General features: G+C 73.7%; 18 protein-coding genes, 1 tRNA gene and 1 pseudogene. 10 read left to right on the top strand and 10 right to left on the bottom strand.

What is annotated here, in order from left to right:
* The coding region (locus QC282_RS05215; RefSeq protein ID WP_279547985.1) for an acetyl-CoA C-acyltransferase at positions 1-709 on the bottom strand (709 nt) is incomplete at its 3' end.
* Between the two features lie 164 nt (positions 710-873).
* On the opposite strand from QC282_RS05215, the gene QC282_RS05210 reads away from it, so the two are divergent.
* From QC282_RS05210 to QC282_RS05175, 8 genes and pseudogenes are all read left to right on the top strand, one after another.
* Positions 874-1,686 carry a lysophospholipase gene (locus QC282_RS05210; RefSeq protein WP_279547984.1) on the top strand — a complete coding sequence of 271 codons (813 nt, stop codon included), beginning with the start codon at positions 874-876 and terminating at the stop codon, positions 1,684-1,686.
* A 109-nt stretch (positions 1,687-1,795) separates the two neighbouring features.
* The gene (locus QC282_RS05205; protein ID WP_279547983.1) at positions 1,796-2,065 is read left to right on the top strand and encodes a WhiB family transcriptional regulator; all 270 of its coding nucleotides are present in this window, start codon (positions 1,796-1,798) and stop codon (positions 2,063-2,065) included.
* Complete coding sequence (locus tag QC282_RS05200) at positions 2,062-2,547, top strand: DNA starvation/stationary phase protection protein (RefSeq protein WP_279547982.1); 486 nt, start codon at positions 2,062-2,064, stop codon at positions 2,545-2,547. The genes QC282_RS05205 and QC282_RS05200 overlap by 4 nt, the downstream gene beginning before the upstream one ends.
* 37 nt (positions 2,548-2,584) lie before the next feature.
* On the top strand, positions 2,585-2,917 hold the full coding sequence (locus QC282_RS05195) for a DUF3140 domain-containing protein (RefSeq protein ID WP_279547981.1): 333 nt from the start codon (positions 2,585-2,587) through the stop codon (positions 2,915-2,917).
* Between the two features lie 2 nt (positions 2,918-2,919).
* Positions 2,920-3,567, top strand: a complete 648-nt coding sequence (locus tag QC282_RS05190; RefSeq protein ID WP_279547980.1) for an endonuclease — start codon at positions 2,920-2,922, stop codon at positions 3,565-3,567.
* A gap of 125 nt (positions 3,568-3,692) precedes the next feature.
* A pseudogene (locus QC282_RS05185) lies at positions 3,693-3,875 on the top strand (SAM-dependent methyltransferase); the annotation flags it as partial.
* Positions 3,876-4,207: 332 nt separating this feature from the next.
* The gene (locus QC282_RS05180; RefSeq protein ID WP_279547979.1) at positions 4,208-5,020 is read left to right on the top strand and encodes an SAM-dependent methyltransferase; all 813 of its coding nucleotides are present in this window, start codon (positions 4,208-4,210) and stop codon (positions 5,018-5,020) included.
* A 146-nt stretch (positions 5,021-5,166) separates the two neighbouring features.
* Positions 5,167-5,694: an NUDIX hydrolase family protein gene (locus QC282_RS05175; RefSeq protein ID WP_279547996.1), complete on the top strand. Its 528-nt coding sequence runs from the start codon at positions 5,167-5,169 to the stop codon at positions 5,692-5,694.
* 155 nt (positions 5,695-5,849) lie between these two features.
* Here the strand turns inward: QC282_RS05175 and QC282_RS05170 are convergent.
* Positions 5,850-5,923, bottom strand: a tRNA-Pro gene (locus QC282_RS05170).
* Positions 5,924-6,101: 178 nt separating this feature from the next.
* On the opposite strand from QC282_RS05170, the gene QC282_RS05165 reads away from it, so the two are divergent.
* Together QC282_RS05165 and QC282_RS05160 are read left to right on the top strand one after the other, a co-directional pair.
* Complete coding sequence (locus tag QC282_RS05165) at positions 6,102-6,809, top strand: transketolase (RefSeq protein ID WP_279547978.1); 708 nt, start codon at positions 6,102-6,104, stop codon at positions 6,807-6,809.
* A 79-nt stretch (positions 6,810-6,888) separates the two neighbouring features.
* Positions 6,889-7,818 (top strand): transketolase, encoded by a 930-nt coding sequence (locus tag QC282_RS05160; protein ID WP_279547977.1) that lies wholly within the window; start codon positions 6,889-6,891, stop codon positions 7,816-7,818.
* Positions 7,819-8,108: 290 nt separating this feature from the next.
* Here QC282_RS05160 and QC282_RS05155 read toward each other — a convergent pair whose 3' ends face one another.
* From QC282_RS05155 to QC282_RS05120, 8 genes are all read right to left on the bottom strand, one after another.
* Positions 8,109-9,593, bottom strand: coding sequence for an MFS transporter (locus QC282_RS05155; protein WP_279547976.1), 1,485 nt, complete (start codon positions 9,591-9,593; stop codon positions 8,109-8,111).
* Positions 9,594-9,760: 167 nt separating this feature from the next.
* Complete coding sequence (locus QC282_RS05150) at positions 9,761-10,120, bottom strand: MmcQ/YjbR family DNA-binding protein (protein WP_279547975.1); 360 nt, start codon at positions 10,118-10,120, stop codon at positions 9,761-9,763.
* A gap of 52 nt (positions 10,121-10,172) precedes the next feature.
* On the bottom strand, positions 10,173-10,706 hold the full coding sequence (locus QC282_RS05145; protein ID WP_279547974.1) for a GNAT family N-acetyltransferase: 534 nt from the start codon (positions 10,704-10,706) through the stop codon (positions 10,173-10,175).
* Positions 10,703-11,302 (bottom strand): XRE family transcriptional regulator, encoded by a 600-nt coding sequence (locus QC282_RS05140; RefSeq protein WP_279547973.1) that lies wholly within the window; start codon positions 11,300-11,302, stop codon positions 10,703-10,705. Before QC282_RS05140 ends, QC282_RS05145 begins: the two co-directional genes overlap by 4 nt.
* Before the next feature lie 46 nt (positions 11,303-11,348).
* On the bottom strand, positions 11,349-12,266 hold the full coding sequence (locus QC282_RS05135; protein WP_279547972.1) for a LysR family transcriptional regulator: 918 nt from the start codon (positions 12,264-12,266) through the stop codon (positions 11,349-11,351).
* A gap of 31 nt (positions 12,267-12,297) precedes the next feature.
* The gene (locus QC282_RS05130) at positions 12,298-13,491 is read right to left on the bottom strand and encodes a glycine C-acetyltransferase (protein WP_279547971.1); all 1,194 of its coding nucleotides are present in this window, start codon (positions 13,489-13,491) and stop codon (positions 12,298-12,300) included.
* A gap of 28 nt (positions 13,492-13,519) precedes the next feature.
* Positions 13,520-14,548 (bottom strand): L-threonine 3-dehydrogenase, encoded by a 1,029-nt coding sequence (gene tdh / locus QC282_RS05125; RefSeq protein WP_279547970.1) that lies wholly within the window; start codon positions 14,546-14,548, stop codon positions 13,520-13,522.
* A 177-nt stretch (positions 14,549-14,725) separates the two neighbouring features.
* On the bottom strand, positions 14,726-15,307 hold the full coding sequence (locus QC282_RS05120) for a GAF domain-containing protein (RefSeq protein WP_279547969.1): 582 nt from the start codon (positions 15,305-15,307) through the stop codon (positions 14,726-14,728).
* Positions 15,308-15,309: the final 2 nt, after the last annotated feature.

The following is a 15,309-nucleotide window of genomic DNA, read 5'->3' as shown; positions in this document are numbered from 1 at the left end:
CGGGCTTCAGGCGGGCCAGCTTCTCCAGTGAGGTGTCCTCGCGGACGCACTCGTCGGCGTCGACGACCACGCCGTCCGGGCGGGTGACCGGCAGGATCTCGTGGTCGAAGTGGCCGTTCTTGCGGGCCTCGGCGGCCAGGCGGTGGCTGCGCAGCGCGAACTCGTCCTGCCGCTCGCGCGTGACGCCGTACCGCTCGGCGACCTCCTCGGCGGTCTCGCCCATGGACAGCAGGCCGTGCAGGTCCTTCATCGCCGGGTTGACCAGCCGCCAGCCGAGGCGGGTGTCGGCCGTCTCGATGCGGTGCGGCAGGGCCTCGTCGGGCCGGGGCAGCACGAAGGGCGCGCGGCTCATGGACTCGGAGCCGCCGGCCAGGACGATGTCGGCCTCGCCTGCGGCGATGGTGCGGGCGGCGGCGGTGACGGCCTCAAGACCTGAGGCGCACAGCCGGTTGACGGTGGCGCCGGGCACCGACTCGGGCAGACCGGCGAGGAGAGCGGCCATGCGGGCGACGTTGCGGTTGTCCTCGCCGGCCTGGTTGGCGGCGCCCCAGTAGACGTCGTCGACGCGGGCCGGATCGAGGGCCGGGACGTCGGCGACCAGGCCGCGGATCACGGCCGCCGCGAGGTCGTCGGGCCGCACGCCGGAGAGGGCGCCGCGGAGCTTGCCGATGGGGGTGCGGCGGGCGGCCGCGAAGTGGACGGGACGCACGGGATGACTCCTGACCGACGGCGCTGCGCCCGGCCGGCGACGCTGCCGGTCGAGCACTCCTGACAAGCACTACTTAATTAGCACTGCTAGTTTCGGACTATAGACCGCCGGGCGGCTCCCTGGGAAGATCCCCCCGGACCTTCACCGAAGCAGCCGGAGGAGACATGGCCGACCCGCGTGAGCACGTCCTGACCGGAACCCGGGGCGGGATCACCGTCCGCGAGTGGCCGCATCCGCGCCCCCGCTTCGTCGCCCTCCTGGCGCACGGCTACGGCGAGCACGTCGGCCGGTACGAGGAGGTGGCCGGCGTCCTCGGCGGGCTCGGCGCGGCCGTGTTCGGACCCGACCACATGGGCCATGGCAGGTCGGCGGGCGAGCGGGTGCTGATCGAGGACTTCGAGGACGTCGTCACCGACCTGCGCTCCGCGGCGGAGCCGGCCCGCGACGCGCACCCCGATCTCCCCGTCGTGCTGGTCGGACACTCCATGGGCGGCCTGATCAGCGCCCGCTACGCCCAGCGGTACGGCGCCGACCTCGCCGCGCTCGTGCTGTCCGGGCCGGTCATCGGCACCTGGGAGCTGCCCGGGCGGCTGCTCGCCCTGGACGAGATCCCGGACACCCCGATCAGCCCGGCCTCGCTGTCCCGGGACCCCGCGGTGGGCGAGGCGTACACGGCCGACCCGCTGGTGTGGCACGGGCCGATGAAGCGGCCGACGGTGGAGGCGTTCGCGCGCACCCTGGAGACCGTGAGCGGGAACGGCGACGTGGGACGGCTGCCGCTGCTGTGGCTGCACGGCGACGACGACCGCCTCGTACCGCTCGCCGGGAGCCGGACCGGGGTCGAGCGGCTGGGCGGCGCCTCGACGACCGTACGGATCTATCCCGGCGCCCGGCACGAGGTGTTCAACGAGACGAACCGGGCCGAGGTCTTCGCCGATCTGACGACGTTCCTGAACGAGGTCCTCGGGCTCGGCTGAGGGCACGCGGCCGAGGACACGCGGCCGAAGCCCTCCGCCCGTCCCGGCAGGCCGCCCGGGCCCCGGGACAGCGCGTTTGCCCCCGGACCCCATGGGCACCCGCGCCCGCATGGAATGGTTGCGGAGAGCGGCCTGCGTGGGCGAGGACCCCGAACTGTTCTTCCCCGTGGGCACATCAGGTCCGGCGCTGCGAGACGTCGACGCCGCCAAACGCGTGTGCGCCCGCTGCCCGGTGATCACCGAGTGTCTGACGTTCGCGCTCAACAGCGCTCAGAGCTCCGGTGTGTGGGGCGGCACCTGCGAGGAGGAACGCGCCGAACTGCTCCGCGCCTCCAGAGAACCGGACAAGGACGACGCGAGGAGGAGAAGCACCCTATGACGACGGCCGTGAAGAGCACCCTGCCCGAGGAGGCTCGCCGGGTCACCTGCGAGGCACTTCAGGAGACCTTGACCGACCTGCTCGGGCTGTCGCTGACCGGGAAACAGGCCCACTGGAACATCGTCGGGCCGCGGTTCCGCTCCGTCCACCTGCAACTGGACGAGCTGGTCACCGCCGTCCGGGGCTTCGCCGACACCGTCGCGGAACGCTCGGCCGCGCTCGGCGTCCCGCCGGACGGCCGGCCCGAGACCGTGGCGTCCGACTTCCGGCTGCCCTCCCCCAAGGAGGGGTGGCTGCGCGACTCGGACGTGGTCCAGCTGATGGTGGAGGCGCTGGAGAAGGCCGTCGGACGGCTGCGTGAGCGGATCGACGCGACGGAGAAGTCCGACCCGGTCACCCAGGACCTGCTCATCGGCATCACCGCCGAACTGGAGAAGCAGCGGTGGATGTTCGACGCCGAGAACTTCCCCCGCGACGCCTGACCGGCCCGGCCCGCACGCAGTACGGAAGGGGCACGCGATGACCGACGCCCTCGAACTCGACGCGCTGTGGGAGGACTTCCACCGCGTGGTGAACATGACCTCGCAGGAACTCTCGGCCTGGCTGCGCGTCCGCTACGCGGGCGAGGAGACCGAGCCGCTGCCGGAGGAGCCGGGCTCGCCCACCGGGCAGCACGTGCTGGCCATCCTGCAGAAACGGCGCACGGACCTGACCGAGGACGACATCCGCGTCATGCGCAGGGTCGTCGACACGGTCACGTCCGAGGCCGACCTGGAGAACGAGCCCGAGGCCGAGGACACCCGCCTCCGGCACCGGCTGATGACCCTCGGGCACGATCCGCTCAAGGCGTAGCCGTGCGCCGCGACGAACGGGTGGTGCGCGAACTCGTCGGCGCGCACGGGCAGACGTACGCCGAGGAGGTCGGCATCCGGCTGAGGGACACACCGCAGCCGCTGTACCGGCTGCTGGTGCTGTCCCACCTGCTCAGCGCCCGTATCCGCGGCTCGGTCGCGGTCGCCGCGGCACGGTCCCTGTACGGGGCCGGGCTGCGCGATCCGCGCCGGATGGCCTCCGCGTCCTGGCAGGACCGCGTGGACGCGCTGGGCCGGGGCGGCTACCGGCGTTACGACGAGCGCACCGCCACCCAGCTCGGCGAGGGCGCCGGGCTGCTGGGCGAACGCTGGGGCGGCGACCTGCGGCGGCTGCGGCGGGAGGCCGGCGGCGAGGTGTCCGAACTGCGGCGCCTGCTGCGGGAGTTCCCCGGCATCGGCCCGGCCGGTGCCGACATCTTCCTGCGCGAGGCACAGCGCGTCTGGCCCGAAGTCGCGCCCTACCTGGACGACAAGGCGCTCCAGGGCGCGGACCGGCTCGGCCTGCCCAAGGACCCCGAGCGGCTCACCGAGCTGGCCGGGGACACCGAACCGGCCGTGCTGGCCGCCGCGTTGGTGCGGGTGGCGGTGGACAAGGAGGTGGCCGAAGACAGTCTCCGCCGCGCTGAATGATCATGTCGGACTGCTCGCAGCATCAGGCGAGCGAAAGAGTCACCTCGTGCCCGGCACCCGACCGGCCGTCCGGCCGTCCGGATCGACACGACCGGACCGCATCCGGCCCGGTCTACGACCGGTTCGTGCGCGCACCGCACACGACCCCCGAACGGGCGGGCCGCGTCCTGGACTTCGGGCGTCCCGTCGCGCTGTCCCTGATCGCGCTGCTGCACTTCGTCGCCGACGAGGACGGCGCCTACGAGCTGGTGGACACGCTGGTCGGCGCGCCGACGCCGGGCAGCTGCCTGGAGCTGTCCGCGCTCACCGTCGGACTGGCGTCCCGGCCCCGCCCCGGAGGACGAGGAAGCCGGCACGGACGGGGAGCCCGGCAAGGCTGAGAAGCCCGGCACGGACGGGGAACCGGCAAGGCGGAGGCGCCCGGCAAGGCGGAGAAGCCCGGCACCGACGACGCCGTGCCGGTGTCGCTGTACGGCGCCGTCGGAATCAAGTCCTGAGCCGGCGGCCGCGCAGCGCGGCAGGCGCCGCTTTCGCGGACCCGGTCCGGCGCCGCCACGCCCCCTGTTCCGATCCCCGGGACAACGCAATGGGCGGACGGCACAATGGGCCGGGACTGCTGATCTGCGCAAGGAGCTGAGACGTGAGCGAGAGCCACACACCGACGAGCGGGGCCGCGCGGCTGAACACCGGTGTGGCGCACAACGCGCGCGTGTGGAACTACTGGATCGGCGGCAAGGACAACTACGCGGTCGACCAGCAGGTCGGCGAGCACGTCGCCTCCATGTTCCCGGTGATCCGCGAGGTCGCCCGCGCCGACCGCGGCTTCCTGACCCGCGCGGTGCGGTTCCTGGCCGAGGAGCGCGGGATGCGGCAGTTCCTCGACATCGGCACCGGCCTGCCGACCGCCGAGAACACGCACGCGATCGCCCAGCGCATCGCGCCCGAGGCCCGGATCGTCTACGTCGACAACGACCCGATCGTGCTGATGCACGCCCGCACGATGCTGACCGGCACGCCCCAGGGCGCGACCGCCTACCTGGACGCCGACGTGCACGACCCGGACCTCATCCTCGAACGCGCCGCGGAGACCCTGGACTTCAAGCAGCCGGTCGCGGTGATGATGCTGGGCATCCTGAACTTCGTCCTGGACACCGACAAGGCGCGGGACATCGTGCGCCGGATCGTGGCCGCGGTGCCGTCCGGCAGCTACCTGGCCCTGACGCACCCGACCTTCGACACCGATCTCGGCGGCGAGGGCCAGATCCCGGCGATGAAGTTCTGGAACGAGAACGCCACACCGCCGATCACGGCACGCGGCCGGGCGGACATCGCCTCGTTCCTTGACGGACTGGACCTGGTCGAGCCGGGCCTGGTGTCGTGCTCGCAGTGGCGCCCCGACACCGAATCCCCCGCCGTCGTACCGCAGTTCGGCGCGGTGGCCGTCAAGCCCTGAGCCACCGACGCGCCGATGCCCGCCGTGTGTCCCGGCTCCGCGACGCCCGCCGGTCGAGGGGGTGAGCGGGGCCCGGCCGGTCACCCGTTCCGGAGCGGCTCTCCTGAAGCCGCATGCGCTGAAAGTATGATCAAGCAATGTCTGACATGACCGATACCACGCCCGGTTGGCTGTCCTCCGACGAGCTGGAACTGACGCGTGCCCGCATGCCGATCCTTTACGTCGAGGCCGTTCCGGTGCGTGTCGACGACAGCGGCGAAGTCACCAGCGTCGGCCTGCTGCTGCGCATCGGGCCCGACGGCACGGTCAGCCGGACCCTGGTCTCCGGCCGGGTGCTGCACCACGAACGGGTCCGTGACGCGCTGCTGCGGCATCTGGAGAAGGACCTCGGCCCGGTGGCACTGCCCCGCGTGCCGGCCTCGCTCCAGCCCTTCACCGTCGCCGAGTACTTCCCGACGCAGGGCGTCACGCCGTACCACGACCCGCGCCAGCACGCCGTGTCGCTCGCCTACGTGGTGCCGGTGACCGGTGACTGCCGTCCCCGGCAGGACGCGCTCGACCTGGTGTGGTTCAGCCCGCAGGAGGCGGTGTCACCGGCGGTGCAGAGCGAGATGCCGGGCGGGCACGGCGTCCTGCTGAAGCAGGCGCTGGCGCACGTGGGCTGCGCGGTCTGACGGTCACCGGCCCCCCGGCCGGCGTCGGCACCCGAGGTCCGCGGTCGGCGCGGGCACCACGTCGCCGCTGCCGAGGCCACAAGACGCGAACATGACGCGAACATGATGCGAAAAGGGTCTTCCCGGACTCTCGTCCGGGAAGACCCTTCGCCGCGTCGGGACGACAGGATTTGAACCTGCGACCCCTTGACCCCCAGTCAAGTGCGCTACCAAGCTGCGCCACGTCCCGTTGCCGTCTGACCTGGGGTTTCCCCCGGCCGAACGCGCAGGAAAACCATACCGCACTCGGGTCGGTGGTCGCGCACTCCTTTGTGCGAGCCGACACATTCCGGTCATCTCTCCCCGCCGTGATCCACCGCCCCCGCAACGCTTGACCTCAACTTTGCTTGAGGTTGCACGATCGTGGCATGACGATCACCGAACGACACGAGCGCACGTACACGTACCCGGACCTGTCCGGCCTGATGGGCCTGATGACGGGCGACGAGAAGCACGGCCCGGCCGCCACGTCCACGCTGGACGTGCTGTGGGTGCTCTACGACCGGGTACTGCGGGTCGGCCCGGACCGCACGGCCGACCCGGCACGGGACCGGTTCCTGCTGTCGAAGGGCCACGGCCCCATGGCGTACTACGCGGTACTGGCGGCCAAGGGCTTCTTCCCCGTCGACTGGCTGCGCGGCTTCGGCTCCTACGACTCCCCGCTGGGCCACCACCCGGACCGGACCCTGGTGCCGGGCGCCGAGATCGGCAGCGGGTCGCTCGGTCACGGGCTGCCCATCGCCGTCGGCACGGCGCTGGGGCTGCGCGCCCAGGGGCTGGACGAACCCGCGGTGTGGGCGCTGATCGGGGACGCCGAGCTGGACGAGGGCAGCAACCACGAGGCGATCGCCTTCGCCGGGCCCGCCGCACTGGACCGGCTGCACACCGTCGTGGTCGACAACTCCTCCGCCAGCCACGCCCGGCCCGGGGGCATCGCCGCCCGCTTCGAGGCCGCCGGCTGGTCGGCGGTCACCGTCGACGGACGCGACCACGAGGCGCTGTACGCCGCGTTCACCGCGCCGCATCCGGGCCGCCCGCACGTGGTCGTGGCCCGGGTCGAAGCGAAGAACAGCTGACGCGCCCCCTGCCCGTGACGCCCCGTCCCGCTCCGTCCCACCCCGTCCCACCCTCCGTCCCGTTGAGAGGAACCACCCCATGGACACCATGCGTGACCGTCTCGCCCCCGTCATGACCCGGCTGCTCGACCAGGATCCACGGGTCGCCGTGGTCCTCGCCGAGATCGGCAGGGACGGCTTCACGGAGGCCCTGCGCCGGCATCCCGACCGGGTGATCAACGTCGGCATCCGCGAGCAGCTCCTCGTCGGGGCCGCCGCCGGCCTGGCGCTGACCGGGCTGCGGCCCGTCGTGCACACCTTCGCCAGCTTCCTGGTCGAGCGGCCCTTCGAGCAGGTCAAGCTGGATCTCGGGCACCAGGACGCCGGCGCCGTGCTGGTCAGCGCCGCGGCGTCCTTCGACTGGCCGGCCGGCGGCTACACGCACATGGCGCCCGGCGACGTGGCGCTGCTCGACACGCTGGCCGGCTGGACCGTGCACGTGCCGGGGCATCCGGACGAGGCCGAGGCCCTGCTGCGGCACGCGGTCGCCGCCGGTGACGACAAGGTCTACGTCCGGCTGTCCGTGCTGTCGAACACCGACGGGCGTCCGGTGGACGGCGCGCGCTTCCTGACCGTCCGGGAGGGCCGCTCGGGCGTGGTGGTCGCCGTCGGGCCGACGCTCGACGCCGTACTCGCCGCCACGGAAGGGCTCGACGTCACCGTGCTGTACGCGACGACCGTGCGCCCCTTCGACGCGGCGGCACTGCGCCGGGCCACGGAGACCGCCGGGACGGACGTCGTCCTGGTCGAGCCGTACCTGGCGGGCACGTCGACGGCCGCCGCGAACGACGCGCTGTCCCACCTGCCGCACCGGGTGCTGGGCCTCGGCGTGGGCCGGCGCGAACTGCGCCGCTACGGCCGCGTCGAGGAACACGTCGCCGCGCACGGCCTGGACGCGCGGTCCCTGCGGGAGCGCATCGGCGGCTTCCTCGGGCGGACCGGCGACCGAGCGGTGACGGCCGGGGCGTGACCGGTGGCGTCAGGGCGGCCGGGGCCCGACCGGTGGCGTCAGGTCTTCTCCGCGCAGGGACGACCGTGTCCGTGGGCGGCGCTCACCTCACCGGTCGGGATCTCGCCCGCCGCGAGCCCGGTGTCCCTCGCGATTCCGTCGGCCGCGGGCGCGAGCCCTTAAGCGGTTCCGTCGGGCAGGGGACCGAATTCCCTTGCGCCTCCGTCCGCCGCGGGCCCGAGGCTCTAAGCGGTTCCGCCCGCCGCGGGCCCGCATTCCCTCGCGGCTCCGTCCGCCGCGGGCCCGAGGCTCTAAGCGGTTCCGCCCGCCGCGGGCCCGGATTCCCTCGCGGCTCCGTCCGCCGCGGGCGTGGTCCGGGCGCGAGTGGGCTCAGCGGTCCCGTCGGTGGCGGGCGCAGCCGGGGCGCGGGGCCCCTTCACCGTCCCGTCGGTCGCAGCGGTCGCCGTCATGTCGGTCGCCGTTGCGACGGCGGTGTCGACAACGCTCCCGTCGGCGCGTATCAGGTTCCGTATCGCCGGTGTCGCGAGCAGGATCGCCGGAACGACCAGGCTCGTGGCCGCCGCGACCAGCAGCACCTGGTCCGCGCCGAGCACCCCGGCGGCGGGGCCCGCGAGGGCCTGGCCGACCGGCATCATCGCGAGGGAACCGGCGACGTCGTAGGCGTGGACGCGGTTGAGGACGTCGGGCGGGACCTGGGTCTGCACGCTCGTCGCCCACATCACGCTCCAGAACGACAGCCCGGCACCGGCGACGGCCGCCCCGACCGCCATGGCCGGTACGCCGAGGCCGGCCCCGACGGTCGCCGGGAACGGCAGGAAGGCGAACAGGGCGACGGCACCGGCGCGCAGCATGCGCCGGGGACGCAGCCGCAGGGCGACGAGCCCGCCGACGACGGTGCCCGCGCCCAGCGCGGAGTTGACCAGGCCGTAGGCGCCGGGGCCGTGCTCCCGTACGACTTCCGTGGCGACCAGCGGGATCGTCGGGCCCCAGACGGCGATCATGTAGAGACACCACACGGCGATGACGCCCCACAGCCAGGTGCGGGAGCGGAACTCCCGCCAGCCGTCGGCCAGATCGGCCTTGAAGGCACCGCCCGCGCGTCCCGCGGGCCGGGTGCCGGGCGGCAGTGGCGGCAGCCGGAGCAGCAGCAGGCACAGTGCGCTGACCGCGTACGTCGCGGCGTGGGCGGCGAACACCCCGCCGGGTGAGGCGAGTCCGACGAGGACGCCCGCGACGGCCGGGCCCGCGAGGTGGGCGGCCGACTCGGCGATGCGTATCGCGCCGTTGGCGCCCTGGATGTCGGAGGCGAGCCGGGGCACGGTGCCGGCGACGCCGGGCTGGAAGACGGCGGCCGCCACGCCGTTGACCACGCCGATCGCGCAGATCTCCCAGAGCACGACGTGCCCCGAGAAGAACAGCGCGGCGGCGCCCGCCTGGGCCACCAGGCGGACCAGGTCGGCGCCGATCATCAGCCGCCGGGTGCTGAAGCGGTCGGCGATCACCCCGCCGAAGACGACGAGACCGGCGAAGGCTGCGGTCGTCGCGGCCATGGCGAGGCCGACCGCGCCCGCCCCGTACCCGTGCTGGAGCAGCCCGGCGGCGAGGGCCACGGGCAGCATGGTGTCGCCGAGCCGGGCGACGGCCCGCGCCACGAAGAACAGCGCGAAGTCCCGCGACCAGACGGGCCGCGCGCGCTCCTTGCCGTCGGCCGGCCCCGCGTCACCGCGCCGGCCGGCTCCCCCTGCGGCGCCCCCCGGCGCCGGCCTCCCCGACATCGACTGCGCTCCCCTCCCCGGCCTCCCAGGCCGCTCCCCCGGCCGGACCCGCCGGCCGCCGCGCACGCCGCACGGCGTGCCGGTGGCAGCCGGAGCCCCCTCCACCCCGGCTGCCACTCATGCCACCGGATCATGCCATGGGCCACTGACAACGCGCCGGGGCACGGTCAGTCCGCCACCGGCAGCCCCAACCGGGGGTGGGCGTCGAGCAGTCGGGTGGGCGCGGCCTGCCGCCAGGAGTCGGCGAGGATGTCGCGCAGTTCGTCCTCGTCCTCGACCGCCGCGAGGCGGACCCGTACCCACGCGAACTGTGACTCGTGGTCCGCGATCCAGAACTTCTCCGGTTCGGCCAGGACCAGTTCGTCGCGCTCCTCCTTGGGGCAGCGCACGGCCATGGAGGTCTCGTCCTCGGGGAGCGTGGCGAACATCTTCTGCGCGACCCGGAAGGTGGGCATGCTCCAGGCGATCTTCTCCGTCGTGTCCGGCAGGGACAGGGCGATTCGGCGTACGTCTTCGGCATCCTGCATGGCCCGCACCGTAGCGGCAGGCACTGACATTCGCCTGGTGGGAGCGGTCCGGTCACCCGGCGGGTGCCGCGGCTCCCAGGCGCTTGAAGTAGATCGTCGTGGGCCGCAGTCGCCCGTCGGGGCGCGCCGCGTAGTCGGGGATCGCACCGAGCCGGGTCCAGCCGGCGCCGGCGTAGAGGCGTTCGGCGGGGCTGCCGGTCTCGGTGTCGAGGTGGAGCAGGGTGATGCCGGCCTCGGCGGCGGCCTCCTCGGCGGTGGTCAGCAGGGTGCGGCCGAGGCCCCGGCCACGCGCGTGGCGGTGCACCATGAGCTTGACGACTTCGGCGCGGTGCCGGCTGTTGGGTTTGCCGGGCAGGTCGAGACCGACGGTGCCGGTCACGCGGTCCCCGTCGTGCGCCGCCCACACGGCGAGGCGTCCGGCGGCCACGGCGTCGGCGCGCTCCCGCCACCAGGCGGTGGCCTCCACGCGGTCGAGCGGTGCGAGGAATCCGACGGAGGCGCCGCCGTCCACGACGTCCTGCAGCAGGTCGGCCAACCGCGGCACCAGGTACAGCAGTCCGGCCGCGTCCAGGCGGCTGACGGTCACGGCAGCACCACCGCCAGCGCGTACCGCACGTCCGCGGGTCCGGGGCACCGGAAGCGGGTCGCTCCCCACACCCTGAGGCGCAGGCAGTCCCCGGTGGCGAGGCGGTGCTCGACGTCCTGCGCGGTCACCTCCAGGGCGCCGTCCAGGACCCAGATGTGCTGTTCGAGTCCGGCCACGGGCGGCCGGTCGTAGGCGATGTCGGCGCCGGCGGTGAGCCGTCCCTCGACGAGTTCGCCGCGCAGCCCGGGGTGCGGCGGGGACACCGACCGGCGTACGAAGCCGGAGGCGCGGTCCTCCCACACCTGCTGCTCGGCGGCCCGCACCAGTCGCGCGGGCTCGGCCTCGACCTCGCTGAGCAGCCGGGACATGGTGCGCCCGTAGACGGCGCACAGGCGGTTGAGGAGGGCGGCCGTGGGGCTGATCTCGGCGCGTTCGGCGCGGGACAGGGTGGACCGGCTCACGCCGCTGCGCTCGGCCACCTCGCCCAGGGACCAGCCGTGCTCGGCGCGCAGCTCGGCGAGGCGGGCGGCGAGCCGTGCGTCGACGGGGTCGGTGGCGGGGGCGGCGGGGGCGGCACCCTCCGTCTCGTTTCTCATATCCGGGACGCTATCCCGGATATGAGACGCCCGTGTTACGGAAGGCTCACTCCCGCGCCGCCGCCTCCCGCGCTGCCGCCTCCAGCGCGTCGAGCACCGGCCGGATCAGCGGATGTCCCTCGGCGCCCCGTCGCACGGCCGCGAAGACGCGGCGGGTGGGCGCCACCCCGTCGACCGGTCGGACGACGACGCCCGTGAGGTCCGTGCCGCGCAACGCCGAGCGGGGTACGAGGGCCACCCCGACGTCGGCCGAGGCGAGCGCCACGACCGCGCGGAAGTCGTCCGAGGAGTGCTCCAGGCGCGGCTGGAACCCGGCGTTCTCGCAGGCCAGCACCACCACGTCGTGGCACGGGTTGCCCGGGTACGGGCCGATCCAGGGGTCCTTGGCCAGCTCGGCGAGCGGCACCTCGGCGGCGTCGGCGAGCCGGTGCGCCACCGGCACGACGGCGTCGAACGGCTCGGCGTACAGGGGGACGTGGGTGAGCCGCGGGTCGTCGGCCGAGGGCGCGCCCCGGTACTCGACGGCCACGGCGATGTCGACCTGCCGGTCCAGCACCATCGGCAGGCTGGCGTCGCCCTCGGCGTCCTGGACGCGGAGCCTGATGCCGGGCGCGGTGGCGGCGAGCCGGGCCACGGCGGGCGCGACGACCTGCGCGATGCCGGTCGCGAAGGCGGCGACCGTGACCGTGCCGGCCGCGCCCGAGCTGTACGCGGCGAGTTCGGCCTCCGCGCGCTCCAGCTGCGCGAGGACCGCGTTGGTGTGGCTGAGCAGGATCTCGCCGGCCGGGGTGAGCCGTACGCCCTTGGCGCCGCGCTCGACCAGGCGGTGGCCGGTCTCCTGCTCCAGCGCGGTCAGCTGCTGGGAGACGGCCGACGGGGTCAGATAGAGCGCGGCGGCAGCCGCCGTCACCGTGCGGTGGTCGGCCACCGCACGGAGGATGTGGAGCCGCCGCGCCTCGATCATGCGGACGATTATCGCAATACGTCCGGGCTGCTCAGTCCCCCAGCTCGGCGCGCGCCGCGACGAACGCGTCCACCGCGCGGTTCACGTCGTCCGTGGAGTGCGCCGCGGACAGCTGGACGCGGATGCGGGCCTGGCCCTGCGGGACGACCGGGTAGGAGAAGCCGATCACGTACACCCCGCGCTCCAGGAGCAGTTCCGCCATGCGGCCAGCCCTGGCCGCGTCGCCGATCATGACGGGCGCGATGGCGTGGTCGCCGGGCAGGACGTCGAAGCCCTCGTCGGTCATCCGGCGCCGGAACAGGGCGGTGTTCTCGGCGAGGCGGACCCGCAGGTCGTCGGCCGCCTCCAGCAGGTCGAGGACCTTCAGCGACGCGGCGGCGATGACCGGCGCGAGCGTGTTCGAGAACAGGTACGGCCGGGAGCGCTGGCGCAGCAGGGCGACGATCTCGGCGCGGGCGGCGACGTAGCCGCCGGACGCGCCGCCGAGGGCCTTGCCGAGGGTGCCGGTGACGATGTCGACGCGGTCCATGACGCCGTGCAGCTCGGGGGTGCCGCGCCCGCCGGGGCCGACGAAGCCGACGGCGTGCGAGTCGTCGACCATGACCATCGCGTCGTAGCGGTCGGCGAGGTCGCAGATCTCGGCGAGCGGCGCCACGTAGCCGTCCATGGAGAACACGCCGTCGGTGACGATCAGCCGGCGGCGCGCGTCGGAGGCGTCCTTCAACTGCCGTTCGAGGTCGGCGAGGTCGCGGTTGGCGTAGCGGAAGCGGCGGGCCTTGGAGAGCCGGATGCCGTCGATGATCGAGGCGTGGTTGAGGGCGTCGGAGATCACCGCGTCCTCGGGGCCGAGGAGCGTTTCGAAGACGCCGCCGTTGGCGTCGAAGCAGGAGGAGTACAGGATCGTGTCCTCCTGGCCGAGGAACGCCGACAGGCGGGCCTCCAGCTCCTTGTGGACCTCCTGCGTGCCGCAGATGAAGCGGACGGAGGCCATGCCGTAGCCCCAGCGGTCGAGGGCCTCGTGGGCGGCGGCGATCACCTCGGGGTGGTCGGCGAGGCCGAGGTAGTTGTTGGCGCAGAAGTTGAGGACCTCGCCGGGCCGGCCGCCCGCCGTGACGTCGACGGTCGCGGACTGCGGGGTGCCGATGACCCGCTCGGGCTTGTGCAGTCCGGCGGCGCGGATCTCGTCGAGGGTGGCGCGCAGGTCGTCGCGCACGGAGTCGAACATGGGAAAGCTCCTGAGGAAGGCGGATGGGTTACGCGGTCCAGTCGAGGATGACCTTGCCGCCGCGGCCGCTCGCCGCGTCGGCGAACGCCGCCTCGAAGTCGCGGTAGCCGTACCGGCCGGTGATCACGGGGGCGAGGTCGAGGCCGCCCTCCAGCAGGACGGTCATCGCGTACCAGGTCTCGAACATCTCCCGGCCGTAGATGCCCTTGATCGTGATCATGGAGGTGACGATCCGGGACCAGTCGACCGGGAACTCCTCGGCGGGCAGCCCGAGCATCGCGATCCGGCCGCCGTGCGTCATGTTGGCGATCATGTCGCGCAGTGCCTCGGGGCGGCCGGACATCTCCAGGCCGATGTCGAAGCCCTCGCGCAGGCCGAGTTCGCGCTGCCCGTCGGCGATGGTCGCCCCGGCGACGTTGAGCGCGAGGCTCGCGCCGACCTTCCGGGCCAGCTCCAGGCGGTCCTCGCTGACGTCGGTGACGACGACGTTGCGCGCACCGGCGTGCCGGGCCACGGCCGCCGCCATCAGACCGATCGGGCCGGCGCCGGTGATCAGTACGTCCTCGCCGACCAGCGGGAACGACAGGGCGGTGTGCACGGCGTTGCCGAACGGGTCGAAGATCGCGGCGACGTCGAGGTCGACGGGCACGCGGTGCACCCAGACGTTGGCGGCGGGCAGCGCGACGTACTCGGCGAAGGCGCCGTCGCGTCCCACGCCCAGCCCGACCGTGGCCCGGCACAGGTGGCGGCGCCCGGCCAGGCAGTTGCGGCACTTGCCGCACACCAGGTGGCCCTCGCCGCTGACCAGGTCGCCGGCCGCGATGTCGGTGACGTCCCGGCCGGTGCCGACGACCTCGCCGACGAACTCGTGGCCCAGCACGAGCGGGGTGCGGATGGCCTGCTGCGCCCAGCCGTCCCAGGACCGGATGTGCAGGTCGGTGCCGCAGATGCCGGTGCGCAGCACCTTGATGAGCACGTCACCGGGTCCGACGGCGGGCTCGGGGACGTCCGTCAGCCAGAGCCCGGGCTCCGCCTTCTCCTTGACCAGTGCCTTCAACGCTGCGGCTCCTGTGGGTGAGTTCCCGGCCCGCGGGCATGCCGAGGCAGCCCGCGGGCCGGGAGAAGAGGGGAATCGCGTAGCAATCTGCCGTATGCCGCCGGTCGCGGTCCATCGAGGATTTCTTAACCGCCGCCGCAGCTTTCCTTCACGCCGGGCGGGGCACGCGGCCGGCGGTCAGAGCGGCAGCCCGCCCTCCGTGCCCCGCTCCAGGCGTACGACGAGTTCCCCGGCCGCCTGCTTGATGGTCTCCAGGCCGGACCGGCCCCACGTCCGGGGGGTGACGTCCGCGACGCTGACCGTACCGAGCGCCGTGCCCGTGGAGTCGATGAGCGGGGCGCCGAGGTAGGAGTGGATGCCGTACTCGTCGACGATGGCGTTGCCCGCGAACCGGGGGAAGTCCCGGACGTCCTCCAGTACCAGCGCCTTGCGCCGCGCGAGCACGTGCGGGCAGAACCCGTGGTCGCGGGGCAGCCGGCGGCCCACTCCGGGCCGGGTGCCGCCGTCGGGACGGGCGGGCGGCGCGGCGGGCGGCAGGTGCAGGCCCGCGTAGAACTGACCTTGTTCGTCGGGCAGGTTGACCATGGCGTACGGCGTCGCGGTGTGTTCGGCGAGGCGGCCGGCGAAGGCGTCGAGGGCGGGTTCCGGGCGTTTCCCCAGGCCCAGTCGCCGCAGCCGTTCGGTGCGGGCGGGTGCCTCCTTGTCGTCGGGGGTGAGCAGCAGACGACCTGCCGGGCGGCGCGGCGGGTCATGGCTCATGG

It is taken from the genome of Streptomyces sp. DH24, assembly GCF_029813775.1.
Lineage (GTDB): Bacteria > Actinomycetota > Actinomycetes > Streptomycetales > Streptomycetaceae > Streptomyces.
Note: the sequence above shows the minus strand (reverse complement) of the source record. Positions and strands in the feature narration are given on the sequence as shown.